Origin of the sequence: Nocardia coubleae NBRC 108252, assembly GCF_001612805.1 — a bacterium.
Classification (GTDB): domain Bacteria; phylum Actinomycetota; class Actinomycetes; order Mycobacteriales; family Mycobacteriaceae; genus Nocardia; species Nocardia coubleae.
In genome coordinates this window covers 34,591-50,924 of the sequence record NZ_BDBD01000019.1, presented here as the reverse complement: position 1 = coordinate 50,924, position 16,334 = coordinate 34,591, and the positions used below count along the sequence as shown (strand labels likewise).

Here is a 16,334-nt window from a genome sequence, read left to right as displayed (position 1 = left end):
CACCATGAGCAACCGTCTTTCTCTCGCCACTGTGACCGGCGGTATCGCGGCCGTCGCGATTGCACTCACCACGGTACTGACTGGCGGCGCCGACGACCCCGGGCCCACATCCGATACGCACACCCCCGGTGCCGCCCACGTGGAGGGGCCCGAGCCCCAGGACGCCGACGCGGTGACCGTCGCCCAGATGGGTTTGGCGGCCATGTTCTCCTGGCAGCCTCGTGCTGACCCCGACCCTGGTGCCGGGTTGGTTCGTGCAGCGCCGTGGCTGACCGGCGAGCTGGCCGCTGCGGCGGCGGGCAACGGCCCCGAGAAAGGTTTGGCGCCGCTACCGGAATGGGCGGGGTGGCGCGACAGCAACGACATCATCTCCGCCCTGGTCGACGCCGAGCAGGCGGAAACCGGCGGGTCGGGACCGACGGTCGCGGCGACGGTGACCCAACAAGTGCTCCACCACGACGGGTCCACCACCATGTACCGGCGGATGCGGGTGACCGTCACGGTTGCTGAAACCCCGCAGGGGTGGCGGATGTCTAGCTACCGCATCACCTCGGTGGCCGATCATGGTTGAGCGCACAACACCCCGCGACCCGGCCCGTCCTGTGCTGGCCGCGGCACCTTACAACCTCGATGGCCGGGGTGCGGTGCTGCTGCATCGTCGGATGGCGGCGCTGATCCATAACGTCAGCGTCGATTTGAGGCAGTTGGCGCGGGAACCCCACAACCGCACCAAGACCTTTCGGGATCTTTCGGTCGTCGGTCGCGTCGTGCATGAGCAAGCGGTGGCGATCGGTGTCCCCGCAGACTGGATCGCTCACGCGAAGAAGGCTGGTCAGCAAGGTCGCAGAGCAACCGAGGCAGTTTCGCTGCCGCCACGACGTCCGGCGGCACGGTCGCTGCTGATCGCCCAGCTCCATCACCAGGTCGACACACTGGCGACCCTCGCTGCGGTGGGCCCAGTTCGCCGCGACCGCGCTGCGGTGACTGTGCAGGCCTCGGACAAGTTGGCCGAGCATTTGCGGTTGCAGTGGATGCGGGTCGCGATGGTCGCCACCGCCCTGGACGTCACCGAGGCCGAAACCAACGGTTGGTGGTCGCTCGAGGCGACCGACTGGCGAGCACGCCTGGACCAGATCTCGCAGCAGTCGGCACCCGATCAGGGGCGTCAATGGCGCGAACTCACCCACGTGGGCCGGGTCCGTGAAGGACGTGTCCGGGTCGCGGCGATGCGCATGGTCGGCATCGACCTCGCCCGCAGCGCACCCCACCAACTGCCCCCAGCCCCGCACATGCTCGAAACCGCCGCCGAAACCACCCGGCACACAGCCCCTTTAGAACCCGACAGTGGCGCGGGGATCGGTGCCGCGATCGCCGCCACCGGCATCGAGGACAGCTACGGCATCGCAGACGGCGACCTGTTCGACCTTCCGCCTCCTGGCGAGGTTGCGCACCCACAGCTCGAACCAGATTTCTGACCGATCGCTCCGAAGGAAAACGCGATGACCACCCACCCCCGTACCTGTGCCGCGGCGACACCGACCACCCCCGAAGACATGGTCCGCGCCCGGGCAACTGAACTACAGGCCTTCGCCACAACCGGCGAATTCGACAGCCTCGCAACCGAATACGGCTTCACTACCAGTGACTTGTCGGACCGATACATCCAAGCCTTGCTCGATCTCGCCGGGATCGATTACGACGGTCTGCGCCAATCCGAAATCCTCTGGGCCACATCAGGTGCCAACCTCGTGCGCAAGGCCGCGACCGGACCGGCGCTGACGGTGTGGTCGGCGGCGACCCTGGACGCGTTCACCGTGTGCGGTGCCTCCGGTCGCATGATCTGGCACGAAACCTTCGGCGTTGAGATGGTCGACGGGGTAGAGGCGGCCACCCTCTCGGCGGAGAAGGCGATCGAGTTGGCCGCGCACGCCCTGGCTGAGTGGGGTGGCGACGCTGGGGTCTTGCGGCTGAATCTGGCGCGTAGCCGCGGCCTGGACTTTGCGCGGCTCCACCGCATCGCTACGACTGCGAGCCTGGTACTCGACATCGCGACCGTCCCGGTGCGCAACCCCGCCGCCGAGCAATGCACCTGGCCCGACGAAGTCCGGTGGCGCACCGTCGACCTGCACGAACTCTGGGACGCTGCGTCATGAAACCCGTCGCGTTCCCCAGCGTCGCCCTCGTCGTGCTGGCGGCGGTGAGTGGGTGTTCGTCCGCTCATGCGCCGGTGGTCGAACCGGGCTGTCGCGCCGAGGCGTTCCCGCCACCGCACACCGAGGTTGCGCCCTGTTCGGCGTCTGCGGTTCTCCAGGTCGCGGTGACCATGCTGTATCGGCTGGATCCGGTTGCTGGGGTGGACGCACGGTCGGCGTTCGAGGCCGCGCGGCCGCTGATGCGCGCCACATATGCGACAGACGCCCGGATCGGGGAGTCGTTGTGGGCGCCGATTACCCCCGAGGCGTGGGGGGACTGGGTCGATTCCAGGGTGCCGCTGCGCACCGAGGTCGCTGTGACCGGCGATACCCCTGTGCCTGATACCGCGACCTCGTCGAGCCGGGTCTTCACTGTCGCCCTCACCTCGGCCGCCAGGACACCGATCGAGTTTTCGGTGTCCGCGCGGGCGACTCGCGCGGGGGCCGAACGTGCATGGTTGGTCGCCGAAATGCGGGTGTTGTGATGAACGGGGATCCGGTCGAAGAAGGTGGGCAAGCGGTCCGGCAGGGGTTTCTGCAGGCGTTGCAGACCGCGCACACCACCAACGCGTTGTTCCGCAGCAGGGGCGGGGAATCGCGCTCACGCGCGGAGTCCGATCAGAGACTCGCGAACGAAGCGGCCAAGAACCAACGGTCGTGGATCGAGCACCAGGCCCGCCTCGGCAACCTGGGAACCGAGCAACAACTGGCCATGGTCAAGATCGCCGAGGTCCGCGCCCGCATCGACAACGCCGCCAAGATCACCGAGGTCGACCTCCGCCACAAAGAGGGCCAGATCGTCAGGGCTGAAACAGATTTGGCGCGCCGCGAGCTCGACGGTGAGCTGTCCCGGCAGCAGAGCAGCGAGGTCCATGCCGCACGCATCGCTGGCTACACCAACCGCGAAGCCCGCGAGGTGGCGTTGCACGAGCTCGATGTCGAGCTCAAGGAGCTGATGATCGAGATCCGCCGCCGCGCGGCCGGATTCACCGACACCCTGCACCACTTCGATGAACGCACCGGCGCCGCCAAGGCCGCAGCGGCCCAGTTCGCCGCCGCAGATGCCGCCCGCGACCTGTCTCCGGATGCCGAAGCCGCGCGCCGGGCCTATGAAGAGCGGTTCACCGATGACACCGGCCTGGACTCCGAAGACTTCTTCACCGACAACGCCGCGAATCGGTCCCCACGCAGACCGCGCGGCGTCGACGACGTGGGCGGGCTAGCGGCCGATCTGACCATGGACGCGCACTTGCACCACGAGTTCGGTTACCTCGCGGGCTATCTCGCTCCGACCACCGCCCCGGCCGCTGAGGCGATTATCGACGCGGAGGTCGTCGAGGACGGTGAATGGATCGAGGCTGCGGTTTCGGCGACGGCGGTTCACGACGTCGATCCCACCGCTGCTGATCCTGGCTTGACCAGTGGCGGAGCAGAACCCCCGTCTGGTCGCGTCCCCGGCACCGAGCTCGAAGTGTGGCGTGGCGATCTCGATGTGGGACGGGGCCGGTGAGATGTTCGAGCCGAATCCGGTGCAGGCCAAGCTGCTCAAGGCCGTGCAGAACCTGGCCAGCGACAACCAGCACCTGATCGACCAATCCCGCACCGTCGGCAGCCAGGGCTTGTCACCGATGGCGTTGGCGCATCTGGATATCGGGCGCCGCACCAGGGAAAACCTGGAAGCGATCGCCACCGCGGTCGGGGTGCCGAAATCGGTGATCGACTACACCCGCGCCTGCGGGGAACGCGGACACCGCTGGGCACCCGGCCAACCATTGTTGAGCACCGAAGCGATCGACCGCGACACCCTCCTGCGCGGGCACCGGCGAGCAGTCGCTGAACTACAGACGATGGCCGGCGTCGGGGCCGCTGCCGCGCGACAGGGCGACCTATCGCGTGCCGGGTTCTCCGCATTCCGCCGCGTCATGGGCGTGAGCTGGCAACAGGTCGGCGCGGTCGGGCACACCCTGGGCTTGACCACGGTCGAACAGCAACACGCGTGGGAACCCACCCCCAGGGCGTGGACCGAGCAGGTCGCGCACGCCCTGTCGAAGCTCGACCGGGCGGAGTTGTCGGCGCGGTGGCAGGCCGTCATCGACACCGACTTCGCCACGGTGTCGATGCCGGTGATGGTGCTGCAAGCCGCCGGAATCACTCCCGACGACATCAACCGCCAGCTGCCCGTCCTGCCCGACCGGATGGTCGAGCTCGCCGCAGCCGCCCTCGAACCTCGCCCCACGGAGCGGGTAGTCGGCGGCGTTGATATCGACGCCGCGATCGAGGCCACCGGCACCGGTGCCCACACCGAACACGACCCCACCGATCCCCGACCGGGCCCGACCCCGGATCAACACACCGGACCCGAGATCGGGCCGGGGCCGTGAACCGCCGCGCACGGTCTCTCCAGGCCGTTCCAGGAGCACTGAACACACAGTCGAACAACAGGATTGGAGAAACCGGTGAGTCATCCCCTCTCGGGTGCTGAGGATCTGCCGTCGTGGCAGCTTCGCCTACTCGAACGCATCCAGAACACCAGCTACGACCACTACCGCACCTTGTTCCACGGGTCCCCGCAGTACTCGCCCGCCCACGGTCCGAGCGTTCAGCTCGAGACGTGGCGGTCCCACCTGAGGGCGTTGGACGACGAGCGCGGTGAGATCGAGTTACACGCCCACGCCCGCGGGGTCCCGCAACGGATGATCGACTACGCCACCGAAACCGGCGCCAGAGGCGCACGCTGGGGCGATACCCCCGAAACAGCATCACTGACGTCGGCCCCGCCGGGGGTGGATCCGGCACGCCTGTACCTGCTCGACCAGCTCGCCGAGGACGTGTGGCGGTTGGAACACACTGCCCTGGTCCGCGCGGAGTACCTGCATCGTGTGCACACGGGTGGGTTGCCGGACAGCGAGCCAGCAGAACGCCAACTCCACGACAACATGGCGGCGCTGTGGCGCCGTGCGACCGGGACCGCGGCACTGATCAACGTCCAACCCGGCGAGGCCGAGCAACTGTGGGGCCGCAGCCCCGGCGCCTGGCAACAGCTGGCGGAGCTGACCGCGGCCTCCTACACCGATGCCGAACTGCGGCAACGGTTCACGGAAATGTCGTGGAAAGGTGTCGAGGCCGACGTCTCGCGTACTTTCGACAACCTCGCCACCACGACCGTCACCGATCTCGGCCCGCCCACACCCTGGGAGTTCGCCCAACGTGCCGAACACGCCTTGGCCGCCGTCAGCTTCACCGACAACCTAGGCCCGGGCGCGGGGCACGGTATCGGCACCGCGGTCGAAGCAACCGGGATCCGAACAGCAGCACAGTGGGAGCCAGACCCAGACCTGCAACCCCACCCGCCTGACCGAGGGCCGGGGTCTGGTGTGGATCAGGGGGTGTGGTGATGACCACGAGCGCTCCAAGGCCCGGTGAGTCGGTGGCCCAGTGGCAAGGCCGCATCTTGCGCCGGATCCAGCAATTGGCCGCTCAGCATCGGGAGGTCGCTGATGCCGGGCCTTCCATGTTCGACGACGGTGTCTCCGGTGGCAGCGAGCAGGTGTGGAACGAGCGACTCGAGCTGCTCACCGTGCAGCGTGAGCACGCCGAGTACACGGCCTTGTTGGGTGGGGTCGACCCGGGTTGGGTCGTCGATGCCCGCGAACTCGGGCAGCGCGGCGCGGACGCACCGAAGCCGGGCGTGGTGCGCCAGCATCCCGCCCGCGCGAACCAAGCCCAAGAGTTCTACCTCGACATGCTCGAGCTCGACTTGTGGACTATGGAACGCATGGCCGGCCTGGAAGCCGCCCGTATGGACCGAATTGCTACCGGGAGATGGGCTTTCGATACCGACCCGATCGCAGTCGCGCAGTTCGCCGACAACATGACGGCACTGCACACCCGGGTGACCGTCCTTGCGGCCGCCGCCCAGCTCACGCCAGCCGAAGGCGAGAGCTTGTGGGGGTCGAGCGTGGAAGGGATCCGCCGCGTGCACGCGGTCACCTTCGCTGCCTACTCCGAACAAGACCTCGCTCGAGCCTGGAATGGCCATGCCAGCGCCGATCCGGCGTTGGCGGTGCCGCCGTATGTTCCGCGAGGTCCCGACGTCGGCGCCGCCCTGCTCGAGCCGCCGACACCGCGCACGATGATCGCTGATGCGACGAGCGCGTTGCGGTCCCAGCTCGTCGACACCGCCATCCGCCAGGCCGACTCGATCGATCTGGCCGCCGAGAGCACCGCGATCACCGCGGTCGTCGATGCCGCCCTGGGCGAGGACAAGGCGTGGTCGTGGGAACCCGATCCCGATCCGGTTCCCGGACCTGTCGGTGAGATCGGCACTAATCGCGGCCCAGACCTATAGAGCCGCAGCACGATTCGTGAATTGTCGGCGTCGCGGCCAGGGGGAACTGGACCGAGGCGACCGAACCTGAACCGCTGGGACTTCACCACACCCGTCGAGGGTGTGACGTTTTCTCGATCCGAGGAAGCACGATGCCCCACCGTCTCCACGACCAACCACCCTCACCCTCGAATCCCGCCTCACCCTGGCTGCTCTCCACTGGTGGGAGCGCTCGATGACCTGGGAAAACCGAGGAAGCAGTTTCACCGATCCCGCCTATTACCGGGACGCCGCCGACCACGTCGAAGCCCAACTGCGCGCCGACTTCGCTACTCACCACCAGCTACGTGAGATCGCCGCCTATGGTGAAACCCCGGCACAGGTCGTCGAGTACAAAGCGCGCGCGCACGACATCGCCCGACAGTGGCAACAAAGCCCCGTACCCGAGCATCAGCAGTTGTGGCACGACCTGGCCAGCGCGGTCGATGCCTGGACCGCGAACCCCGAAACGGCTCGCGTCGAGTTCGGTCAGCTGCAGCAATCGTTCATCGAAGGTGGCGCCGGGATCGACGCGAGCACCATCCGGACGCAGCGGCAAGCCGCGGAACTGACCGGACACCTCGAACCGGTCAACGACCGTTCAACCCAAGACGGCGCCCGCTGGCGACCACGCCACCTAAGCGTCGTACCCGACCCCGGCGTGGAGGCACCACACTCGGACAGCTTCGTCGACCGCGCGTTGGGCGGGCGAGCCGCAGTAGAGCTGAGCATGGCCGAGGTCGAGGCGATCATCAACGGCTCCGACGAACTCCTCGCCGCCGAGGAAGCCCTCGGAGATCTCGACACCGGCGACGACGAGATCACCGCCCTCTTGCCAGCCGCCCAACGCAACGCCTACCTCACCCCGACCGTCACGCTCGACCAGTTGCCCGCCCAGATCGGCGCCGTGCGCCGGGTCCAAGACCTGGCCGCGCAACACGCCCGGCTGGCAACCGAATTCGACGAATCACCCGAAGGCAGTCAGGTCCGGATCGACCAGTTGGAGCGGTTGATGGACGGCGCCAGGCACGCCCGCCGCGCCGCCGCGCTCGCCGGGGCCGACCACGCTGAGATCACCGCCGCGTACCAGGCGGGCCTGGCCGGGCACTACTGGTCGCAGCAGCCCGGAGCTCCGCGGCTGGCCCAACTCGAGCACGTCCTGGGCGAACGCGACACCGCTATGGCCGAACTCAACGCCCTGCGAAGCCAACTCGGTCTCGCCCTCGATAAGCCGCCTGCGCTGGCGCTCGCCGCAGGGGCGGAGAACACCCTCCGCCTGGATCCCAGCACTGCCCCGCCGGGTGGGGCGGTGATCGCCAGTGCGGTCGAGGCTGCTTTGCCCGATGCCGACCCCGCCGCCGACTGGGCGAGCCCGGAACTCACCGGTGTCATCGACGCACCCCGCCACGCGCCCGGTGTCGACCTCCACTTCTGAAAGGACCAGGTCAATGATGTTCTCTCCCCGAGAAACCCGCCGACGCACCAAGTCCGGACTGGGTGAAGAAGCCAGCATGCTGCTGATCCTGCTAGCCCTGCTCGCGATCGTGTTCGTGCTGTGGGCAGCCTTGAAACTCGGCAGCTGGCAGGCCGGGCAACCCCTGTCGTGGAACCCGTTCGCCGCCTTGCTGTCTGTGGCCGCCGGAGACAAGCGATGGCCTTGGCAAGCAACCCCGATCGCGGTGTTCTTGCTCTGCGTGACCGGCGCAGGAGCGATCCGCGGAGCGCAATTGTTAACCAGCGGCGGGGAGGTCGATGCGGCGGCGCGGACCATGCAACCGCCGGGCAAGATCCGCATCGCGCGCGCCGCCGACAACCTCGCCGACAACCAACGCCTCCTCATCGACGCCCCACCAGAAGTGCAAGCGAATCCGGGACCGCTGTTAGGGCGCACGGTCATCGGCGACATCGCCCTGCATGTTCCCGCCGAACTCGGTGTCACCGTGACGGCGGGTCAGCGGACCGGCAAGACGGTGGCGTGGGCGATCCCGGCGGTGCTTTCGGCGTGGGGGCCGTGCCTGGCCACCTCGAACAAACCCGACCTGTACCGGCACACCGTCTACGGCCGCGAACAACTCGGGCGAGTGTGGGTGTGCGACCTGCAAGCGGTCACCGGGAAGGTGGTGTGCGGGTTCTGGGTGAACCTGTTCAACCAGGTCACCGGCCTCCCCGCAGCGCGCAAACTCGCCGGATTCTTCGTCTCCGGGTCGGCGGGTTCGGCGAACGAAATCGCGAACGCGAAAACCGACGCCTACTTCGACGGCGGCGCCCAAGAACTATTCGCCCTACACATCTTCGCCGCCGCGTGCGCGGGTGGGGACCTGCACCATGTCGCGGAATGGCTCGGCCGCGACCAAGACCCGACCCCGGCGTTGATCCTGCGCCACTACGGCCACGACCGCTCCGCCGCCCGCATCATCGAATGCCAAGGCCTCTACGCGAGACAGCGCGACGGCCTCTACGACATGGCGCGCCGGTTCCTCAACGTGCTGTCGGACTCCGGGTATGCCCAGATGGTCACGCCACCGGTGCGGAAACTCTTCCAGGTCAGCGAAACCGCCGCCAAGGCGCCGAGTCGGGGCGGGAAGTCGGCGTCGATCCGCAACGGGGTCCTGATCGAGTCCACCGAGCAGCCCCGCACCCATTTGTTGCCGGAGTTCGACCCGGCCGCGTTCGTCACCTCCAACGACACCCTCTATCCGTTGTCGATGACCGGACCCGACGGTGCCACCCCGTTGACCGCCGCCCTGGTCGGGCAAGTCCTGGAAGCCGCTCTGACCACGGCGCGGGCCCGGCCGGACGGGCGGCTGGCGGTACCGCTGTTGTGTGTGCTCGACGAGGCCGCCAACTGCGCCCGCATCAGCGAACTGCCCTCTTACTACACCTACGCCGCAGGTTGCGGAATCATCCTGATGACAATCCTCCAGGTTCTTGAGCAGGGCGAAAACCTCTGGGGGGTCAATGGTGTGAAGACGATGATGGCCCAGTCGATCGAGGTCTACGGCGGGTCCATCGCCTCGCGCGACTATTTGGAGCATTGGTCGGCGATGGCCGGTCAACACGACGTCTCGGACCGCTCCCGCACCTACACCCCCGGCGGGATCCAACGCAGCCTGTCCTGGCGCGCCGAACCGATCCTCGACGTCGCCATGCTCGCCGCGCTACCGAAAGACCGTGCCCTGGTTCGTCTTCCCGGCCACGGCCCCGTCGTCGTCCGCAAAGTCCCCTGGTTCGACAGCGAGTACGCGCCGCTGGTTCGTATGTCGATGCAACGGTTCGAAGGGGAGCCGGTTTCGCTGATCAAAGCCACTCATCCTGCCACGGGGAGGGGCAGTCGTGACTAGCCCCACCCAGACCACGGCCGCGTCGGTGCCGATGCCACCGCAGTTCGCGCACTTCACCGACTTCGCCACCAAGTGGATGTTGCCCACGATCAGCGTCCGGTTAGCCGAAGCCAACCGGGAGAACACCTTCACCTGGTGCTCACGGTGGTGGGCTCATCGCCCGGTCGCCGTCCGGGTCGCGCACCTGCATACCGCGTTCGAGGCGATGCGCCGCGCCAAAGCCGGATCGAGCCTGAGCACGTTCCTGCTCACCCATTTCGACCCGCACGTCAACGTGATCCTCGACGCCGCGAACGGCCCCCTGCACCGCTGCACCCGTAATCACCACCAGGTGACACCGTCGTTGCCGTTCGATCCTGTCCCGCCCGGCTGGTTCGGCACCACCACCCCTGCCGCCGTCGACGATGACAAACCGGCGAAGAAGTTCGACCACTACAGCGAGTTCGTGCAGCAGTGGCTGTTGCCGGTGGTGGCGGTGAAGATCGCCGCGAACAACCGGGAAGGCCAATACACCTGGTGCCGACAGTGGTGGCGCCACCAGAGCGTGGCCATCCGCTTCGCCGGACTGCACGCCTGCTTCGAAGCCGCAGTCAATGCCGACGACAAGCAGGCGATGAGCGCACTGTTCGTCCGCCACATCGACCCCCAATTCCGGTACATCCTCGACGCCGCCAACGGCCCACTGCACCGCTGCACACCCGACCGCCACATCGATAGCCCAGGCCTCGATGGTGAACCGGTTCCGGCGAATTGGTTCGGCACTCCGGGGTCCTCGACACCGGTCCACCACCTTGGGTTCGGCCCGGACTTTCGCGCCTTCACCGAAGCAGGTGAGCCGCAGTGAGTATGGCCAACGCGACCACGGTCCAGAAACGGGTCCTCAAAGCGCTGCAGAATCAGGCCGCCGACTCCCAAAAGCTCCTGACTACCCAACGCGCCAGCGGCACCGAGCCGACAACGGAATGGACACTGGATTTCCAGGCGCGGGCGACGGTGCACAGCGAGCTCGGCGCCGCTGCCATCGCCGGTGGGGTGCCGGTCGAGTGGGTCGATCAGGCCCGCGAGCGCGGCACGAAAGGTATCCGCTGGAACACCAACCTGTTCCTGCGCCGCGCCGCCCCGGTCGATCGGGAAGCGCTGATCGACAACCTGCGCACCGACATCGATCACCTGGCGCGGTTCACCGGAATCCATGCCGCCTACCGGCCTATCGCCGCCGCACAGAACACCGGCACTGCCGGCGTCGACGACAACCTCGACAGCCTGTGGCGACGATCTGCCCAACTCGGTGTCCTGCTCGGGGTCGATGCTGACGAGGCCCGACAACTATGGCCACACGACCGGTGGATCGAAACTGCTGCCTCGGCGGCGGCGGGGTTGACCGAAGCCGGACTCGCCCACCAGTGGCGGGCGATCGCGGCCACGGACATCAGCAGCTGCGCTGTGCAGGCGCGTGCCTTGGCCGAGGCCGGCATCGACCCCGATTCGAGGATCGCGCCCCCGGAGCCGAGCGCAGTGCTTGACGTTCTCGGCGACAACCACGTTCGGGTGATCGGGTTGTTCTCCCACGGACCCGGTGCGCAGATCGACGCCGCCATCGGCGCGACCGGAGTTGGTGCGCACGAGTTCGACAGCGGGTGGACTACCCAGCCGGTGTTCAGTGACCCGCAAACCAACTATCCCGGGATCGAGCCATGAGTCGCCCGTCATCGCGGCCGCGTCTGGTCTCGGAACTACCGGCCCCGCAGGCAGAGGCACTCAATAACATCCATGACCTGGCCCGCCGTGCCGGTGCGCTGCGTCGAAGCCAGCCGTATGCCCCCGAACTGGTGCGGCTCGAACATGATCGCAGCATCGCCGAGATCGTGGCCGCCAGCAGGGCGGTACCGGCGGTGTGGATCACCCAAGCCCGCGAATACGGGCATGAGAACAGGGCGTGGCAACCGACCACGGTGCTGCGGGACCCGCCGAAGAACAACGTCCCCCGACGCGGCTACGGCCGCGTCGTCGCCGACACCCACCGGCTCGTCGACATGGCCACCGTGTCGGTACTGCGTCACCACCATCTGTACCGAGCCGGGATCGAGGGCGAGCCTGAACCTGCTGTGGCGCAGCAGCTTCGGCACAACATGGTCGCGATCCGCACCCGCATCATCCACACCGCCGCCGCGATCAACATGAGCCCGGCCCAACGTGAGCGCAGCACGACGGTGACCGATGCCCGCCTTGCGGAACGGCTCGCCACCCACCACCGGCTCGCCGTCGACGACCTGACCGCGCTCTGGCGCGACCTGGCCACCCCCGCGATCGCGGCGGGTGTTCGCTCGTCGCTGGCCAGCCTGCGCCGCACCACCACCCCACCGGCCGGTACCGACCCCGGTCTGCCGATGCCGCCGACGGTCGAGGAATTGCTCACCCGCACCCACCTGCAACTGACCAACCTGACTCCCGCAGATGAGGCCCTCACCGACGGGCAACGGATCGAAACCGCCGTCCACCTCGCCCTGCCGCCCACGGCAACAGAACCCGACCACCACAACGCCGACACCACGGTCGGGCCGCCACCGGATCGTCCACTCACGCCAGGACCTGAACCGTGACGAGCCGCCGTCAGCTCGACCGCGGGACTACCACGCCCACCACCACGCCGCCGATCGGTCGGTGGTCGGCAACGACACGCCAGGTGCAACCCGATCGCAGGACCCGAAGAGCAACCGCGTGAGCCGCAGTGCCGAAAGCCGCCCCGCACAGCAGTCACCTCCGCCCCAGTGCCCAGACAAACGCTTGGAGACCTTTGCCATGACTAGCGTCGATCTACCGCCGACCCCCGCTCGCCACAGTCAGGCGGGAAAATCGTTCTCTTCATCCGGTGATCCGACCGTCGCCTCGTTGCGCACCGCGATCCTCGGCACCGAACCGAACATGCACCAGCGCGTGCGTGACCTCATCGCCGAACTCGGGGACCGGCCCGGCACCGGTTCGACGTACCCGGCTGAAGCGAGGCTGGCACCGAACCTGCTCCGCGCAACCATTGCGGGGCTGGACGGGTCGGCGACCGCGATCGCCGCCGACACCCGGCTGCGCGGGGTCCTGTGTGAGTGGGCCGCGGTCTGTGCCCCACACCTGCTGCCAGTGCTGACCGGGCATCTCGATCTGTCGATCGGCGCGATCAGCGCCCTGGGCAACGGGTCCGCCTACCAGCGTGACCTGCTCGCCGAACTCGACACCGGTCAGGCGGTCGGAGTGTTGTTGTTGACCGAGCTCGGTGGCACCAACGGCGCCGACCAGCGAACGACAGCGACCTGGGACGGCATCCGGGGCGGGTTCTGGCTCACCTCACCTGACCCGGCCAGCTGGAAATTCATGCCCAGCATCGCCGACCCGACAACACCGAAGACCGGAGTCGTCACCGCCCGCCTCATCATCGAAGGCCACGACGAAGGTGTCCTTCCCCTGCTCCTGAGGTTGCGCACGAACCAAGGACTCACACCGGGGCTGCACGTCGCCGCACTGCCCGATAAGGGCTGGGCCCCCATGGATCACGCGTTGATCCGATTCGACAAGGTGTTCGTCCCGGCTGATGGGTTGCTCGGCGGGACATGGGCGGTGATGGGCGCGCACGGGATGGCATCGACAGTGCCGGTGCGGGCACGATTCCACCAAGCGATCACGACCCTGGGACAGGGACGACTCGATCTCGCGGGTGCGGCCGCCGCCGGTGCGCGCGCAGGGTTGGCGGTCACGGTCAACTACGCCCGGCAACGCCGACCCGGCGGCCGAACCCCCATGGCTGAGCGGGGTACGGTCCGCCGCGACCTCGTCTCAGCACTGGCAGCCACCTACGCCACCAGCGTGCTCGGGCGCCGCGTGCAGGACATGACCGCCGCCGCACCAGCCGGCGACCCGCTGATCGGTGTGTGGTCGATGCTGATCAAACCATTGCTGGCCTACACCGCCCACGAGGTCCTGCTGACCTGCCGGCAACGCAGCGGCGCCCAAGGATCGTTGCGCACCAACTGGATCCAGGACTGGATCGGCAACACCGAAGGAATCATCACCGCCGAAGGCGAATCACAGCTGCTGTGGAAACAAGCCGGACAACTCACCTTCGACATCACCACCTTGGAACTGCCCGCCACCCCCTCGCATCTGCCCTGGCACCTCCGGATGCTCACCGACAGAGCGACCACCATCGCGGCCGGACTCCGACGCGACGACATCACTCCGGCCGGGACCGCACTCGATCGCGACACCGCCGCCATCGAACTCGCCGCCGCCACCAGCGAACGACTCGCGGCGACCGCGCTGTGGACCGCCGCGTCCTCCGTCGGCGACGACACCGCCCGAGGCCTGCTCGAATCCGCCACCGCGGTCTACACGCTGGAACGAATCGTGGCCCGCGGAACCTGGTTCGCCGCCCACCGACAGATGACACCCCGGCGCGCCCAACGCGTCCACCGCGAGCTACACCACCACCGCCAGTATCTGGGAGCGCATCTGGGTGAGTTGGTCGACGGATTCGGCATCAACCTCGACGCCTTCGACGCACCGATGGCCGCCCCGGACTACCTGAACTGGTGGCAACGCTGGACCGGTTGGTCGAGCCCGCCAACCGACTCCGCCACCCGGCCGGTCAGCGGCCAGGTGCGGCCATGACCACGCACAAGGCGGTCGTCGTCGGGGCCGGGTTCGGCGGCCTCACCATGGCGGCTGAACTGAAACACGCCGGCATAGGCGAGTTCCTGGTCCTCGAAGAAGGACCCGAGGTCGGTGGGGTATGGCGAGAGAACACCTATCCGGGCTGTTCCTGCGACGTCCCAGCGCACCTGTATTCGTTCGCGTTCGACCCCTACCGCGACGCCCGGGTCCGTTACCCGGACCAGCAGTCGATCTTGACCTACATGCGCGAGGTCACCGACCGCAACGACCTGCGACCACACCTGCGCTGCAACACCACCGTGGTGGCCGCCGACTACAGCGACACCGACCGCACCTGGACCCTGACCACGAGCAGCGGTGAGCTGATCCGCACCCACGCGGTCGTGTGGGCGCTCGGTCAACTGCATCGTCCCGCGATTCCTCGCATGCCAGGGGCGGAGACCTTCGCCGGGCCTGCGTTCCATTCCGCACGGTGGGACCACACCGTCGATCTGAGCGGGCAGATCGCGGTGGTCGGCACCGGTTCCTCAGCGGCACAGATGATTCCCGAACTGGCTCGCGTCGCGGCTGGGGTGACGGTGTACCAACGAACCCCGCCCTGGGTCTTGCCCAAGCCGGCCGCCACGTTCGGGCCGGTATCGCGGTGGGCGCTGACACATGTGCCTGGTGCGCACGAGCTGTCCCGGTCAGGGATTTATCGCGCCGCCGATCTGGTTCTCGCGCCGATCATGCGCGCCGGGTGGTCAGCACGACCCGCCGAACTCCTCGCACGAGCCCACCTTCGACGACACGTGCACGACCGCGAGCTACGCGCCAAACTCACACCGCAATACCGGATCGGAGAGAAGCGGATACTGCTCGACAACAGTTACTATCCGGCACTGACCCACCCGCACGTCGAACTGGTCACCGCCCCCATCGACTGGCTCAGCCCGCACGGAATCCGCACGGTCGACGGAAGAGAACGCCACGCCGACGTCATCGTCTGGGCCACCGGATTCCGGGCCCCGGAATTCCTTGCCGGAGTCCGGGTCCGGGGGCGTGAGGGAAGAGACCTGCACGAACTGTGGCAGCGACGAGGGCGACCGACCGCGTTCTACGGCCTCGCGGTGCCAGGCTTCCCGAACCTCTACATGATCGCCGGCCCGCACTCGTTCACCCCGTCCAACAGCAACCCCTCGTTCAAGCAACACCAAGCCCGATACATCGCGCGCTGCCTGGCCCTCAGCACCGACCGGGGTGCGCCGCTGGAGGTGACCGAGCAGGCAATGGCGAACTACCTCGAACGCCTGGACCGTGCTCTGGCCTGGACTATCTGGTGTGACGGTGTGGCAGGGGCGTGGTGGAAGCGCGCCGACGGCACGATCACCAACGCCTGGCCTGAAACCGCCAGGGAGTTCGAAAACGCGCTCGGAGCTAACGGTCCGGCTGAGTCCTTCGCGAGGGTGGAGGCGAACGCTCGAGATCACGTTCTGTGACGCGATCTCGATCCCTGCTCGATCTTCGGCTAGACCCGAAGCAGTAGCGAATGAAGGCCAATTGCCGCCGCACCGGATGGATCATCGCCAGGCCCGGCACTACTTCCGCTCCTCACTGGCACTCGCCTGGACCATGACCACAAGCGCTGCGGTGCACCAGCCAGGGAGACAGCCAACTACGGGGGGTCTCCGCCGAGAACCTAACGGCGGTTGTGTGCCGACGGCCGTCGGAGGCTTCTCGCGCCGCGTTACGAAAGTCGGATCTTAACGCGAAGTTGCGTCTTGACCTGGGAACTTT

At 67.6% G+C, this 16,334-nt stretch carries 15 protein-coding genes; all 15 read left to right on the top strand.

Going from position 1 to position 16,334, the window contains the following annotated elements; translation table 11 throughout:
• Positions 1-4: 4 nt before the first annotated feature.
• Positions 5-571, top strand: coding sequence for a hypothetical protein (locus NCO8_RS20060; RefSeq protein WP_157105011.1), 567 nt, complete (start codon positions 5-7; stop codon positions 569-571).
• The gene (locus NCO8_RS20055; protein WP_157105010.1) at positions 564-1,475 is read left to right on the top strand and encodes a hypothetical protein; all 912 of its coding nucleotides are present in this window, start codon (positions 564-566) and stop codon (positions 1,473-1,475) included. Before NCO8_RS20060 ends, NCO8_RS20055 begins: the two co-directional genes overlap by 8 nt.
• 24 nt (positions 1,476-1,499) lie before the next feature.
• Positions 1,500-2,153, top strand: coding sequence for a hypothetical protein (locus tag NCO8_RS20050; RefSeq protein WP_067641746.1), 654 nt, complete (start codon positions 1,500-1,502; stop codon positions 2,151-2,153).
• A complete protein-coding gene (locus NCO8_RS20045; protein WP_067641744.1) occupies positions 2,150-2,677 on the top strand; it encodes a hypothetical protein in 528 nt (175 codons plus the stop codon). The genes NCO8_RS20050 and NCO8_RS20045 overlap by 4 nt, the downstream gene beginning before the upstream one ends.
• Positions 2,677-3,702 (top strand): hypothetical protein, encoded by a 1,026-nt coding sequence (locus NCO8_RS20040; protein ID WP_067641742.1) that lies wholly within the window; start codon positions 2,677-2,679, stop codon positions 3,700-3,702. Before NCO8_RS20045 ends, NCO8_RS20040 begins: the two co-directional genes overlap by 1 nt.
• Positions 3,671-4,573, top strand: coding sequence for a hypothetical protein (locus NCO8_RS20035; RefSeq protein WP_067641740.1), 903 nt, complete (start codon positions 3,671-3,673; stop codon positions 4,571-4,573). Before NCO8_RS20040 ends, NCO8_RS20035 begins: the two co-directional genes overlap by 32 nt.
• Positions 4,574-4,648: 75 nt before the next feature.
• Entirely contained in the window at positions 4,649-5,587 is a 939-nt protein-coding gene (locus NCO8_RS20030; protein ID WP_157105009.1) for a hypothetical protein, read from the top strand.
• Complete coding sequence (locus tag NCO8_RS20025) at positions 5,587-6,540, top strand: hypothetical protein (protein WP_157105008.1); 954 nt, start codon at positions 5,587-5,589, stop codon at positions 6,538-6,540. Before NCO8_RS20030 ends, NCO8_RS20025 begins: the two co-directional genes overlap by 1 nt.
• A gap of 214 nt (positions 6,541-6,754) precedes the next feature.
• Positions 6,755-7,993, top strand: coding sequence for a hypothetical protein (locus tag NCO8_RS20020; protein ID WP_067641734.1), 1,239 nt, complete (start codon positions 6,755-6,757; stop codon positions 7,991-7,993).
• Positions 7,994-8,009: 16 nt separating this feature from the next.
• Positions 8,010-9,899, top strand: a complete 1,890-nt coding sequence (locus NCO8_RS20015; RefSeq protein WP_167353314.1) for a type IV secretory system conjugative DNA transfer family protein — start codon at positions 8,010-8,012, stop codon at positions 9,897-9,899.
• Complete coding sequence (locus tag NCO8_RS20010; RefSeq protein WP_157105007.1) at positions 9,892-10,743, top strand: DUF4913 domain-containing protein; 852 nt, start codon at positions 9,892-9,894, stop codon at positions 10,741-10,743. The genes NCO8_RS20015 and NCO8_RS20010 overlap by 8 nt, the downstream gene beginning before the upstream one ends.
• A complete protein-coding gene (locus NCO8_RS20005) occupies positions 10,740-11,597 on the top strand; it encodes a hypothetical protein (RefSeq protein ID WP_157105006.1) in 858 nt (285 codons plus the stop codon). The genes NCO8_RS20010 and NCO8_RS20005 overlap by 4 nt, the downstream gene beginning before the upstream one ends.
• Positions 11,594-12,499: a hypothetical protein gene (locus tag NCO8_RS31885; RefSeq protein ID WP_167353313.1), complete on the top strand. Its 906-nt coding sequence runs from the start codon at positions 11,594-11,596 to the stop codon at positions 12,497-12,499. The genes NCO8_RS20005 and NCO8_RS31885 overlap by 4 nt, the downstream gene beginning before the upstream one ends.
• 199 nt (positions 12,500-12,698) lie before the next feature.
• Positions 12,699-14,555 carry an acyl-CoA dehydrogenase family protein gene (locus NCO8_RS19995; RefSeq protein ID WP_167353312.1) on the top strand — a complete coding sequence of 619 codons (1,857 nt, stop codon included), beginning with the start codon at positions 12,699-12,701 and terminating at the stop codon, positions 14,553-14,555.
• Entirely contained in the window at positions 14,552-16,036 is a 1,485-nt protein-coding gene (locus NCO8_RS19990; RefSeq protein ID WP_067642075.1) for a flavin-containing monooxygenase, read from the top strand. Before NCO8_RS19995 ends, NCO8_RS19990 begins: the two co-directional genes overlap by 4 nt.
• The last annotated feature ends 298 nt before the right edge of the window (positions 16,037-16,334 follow it).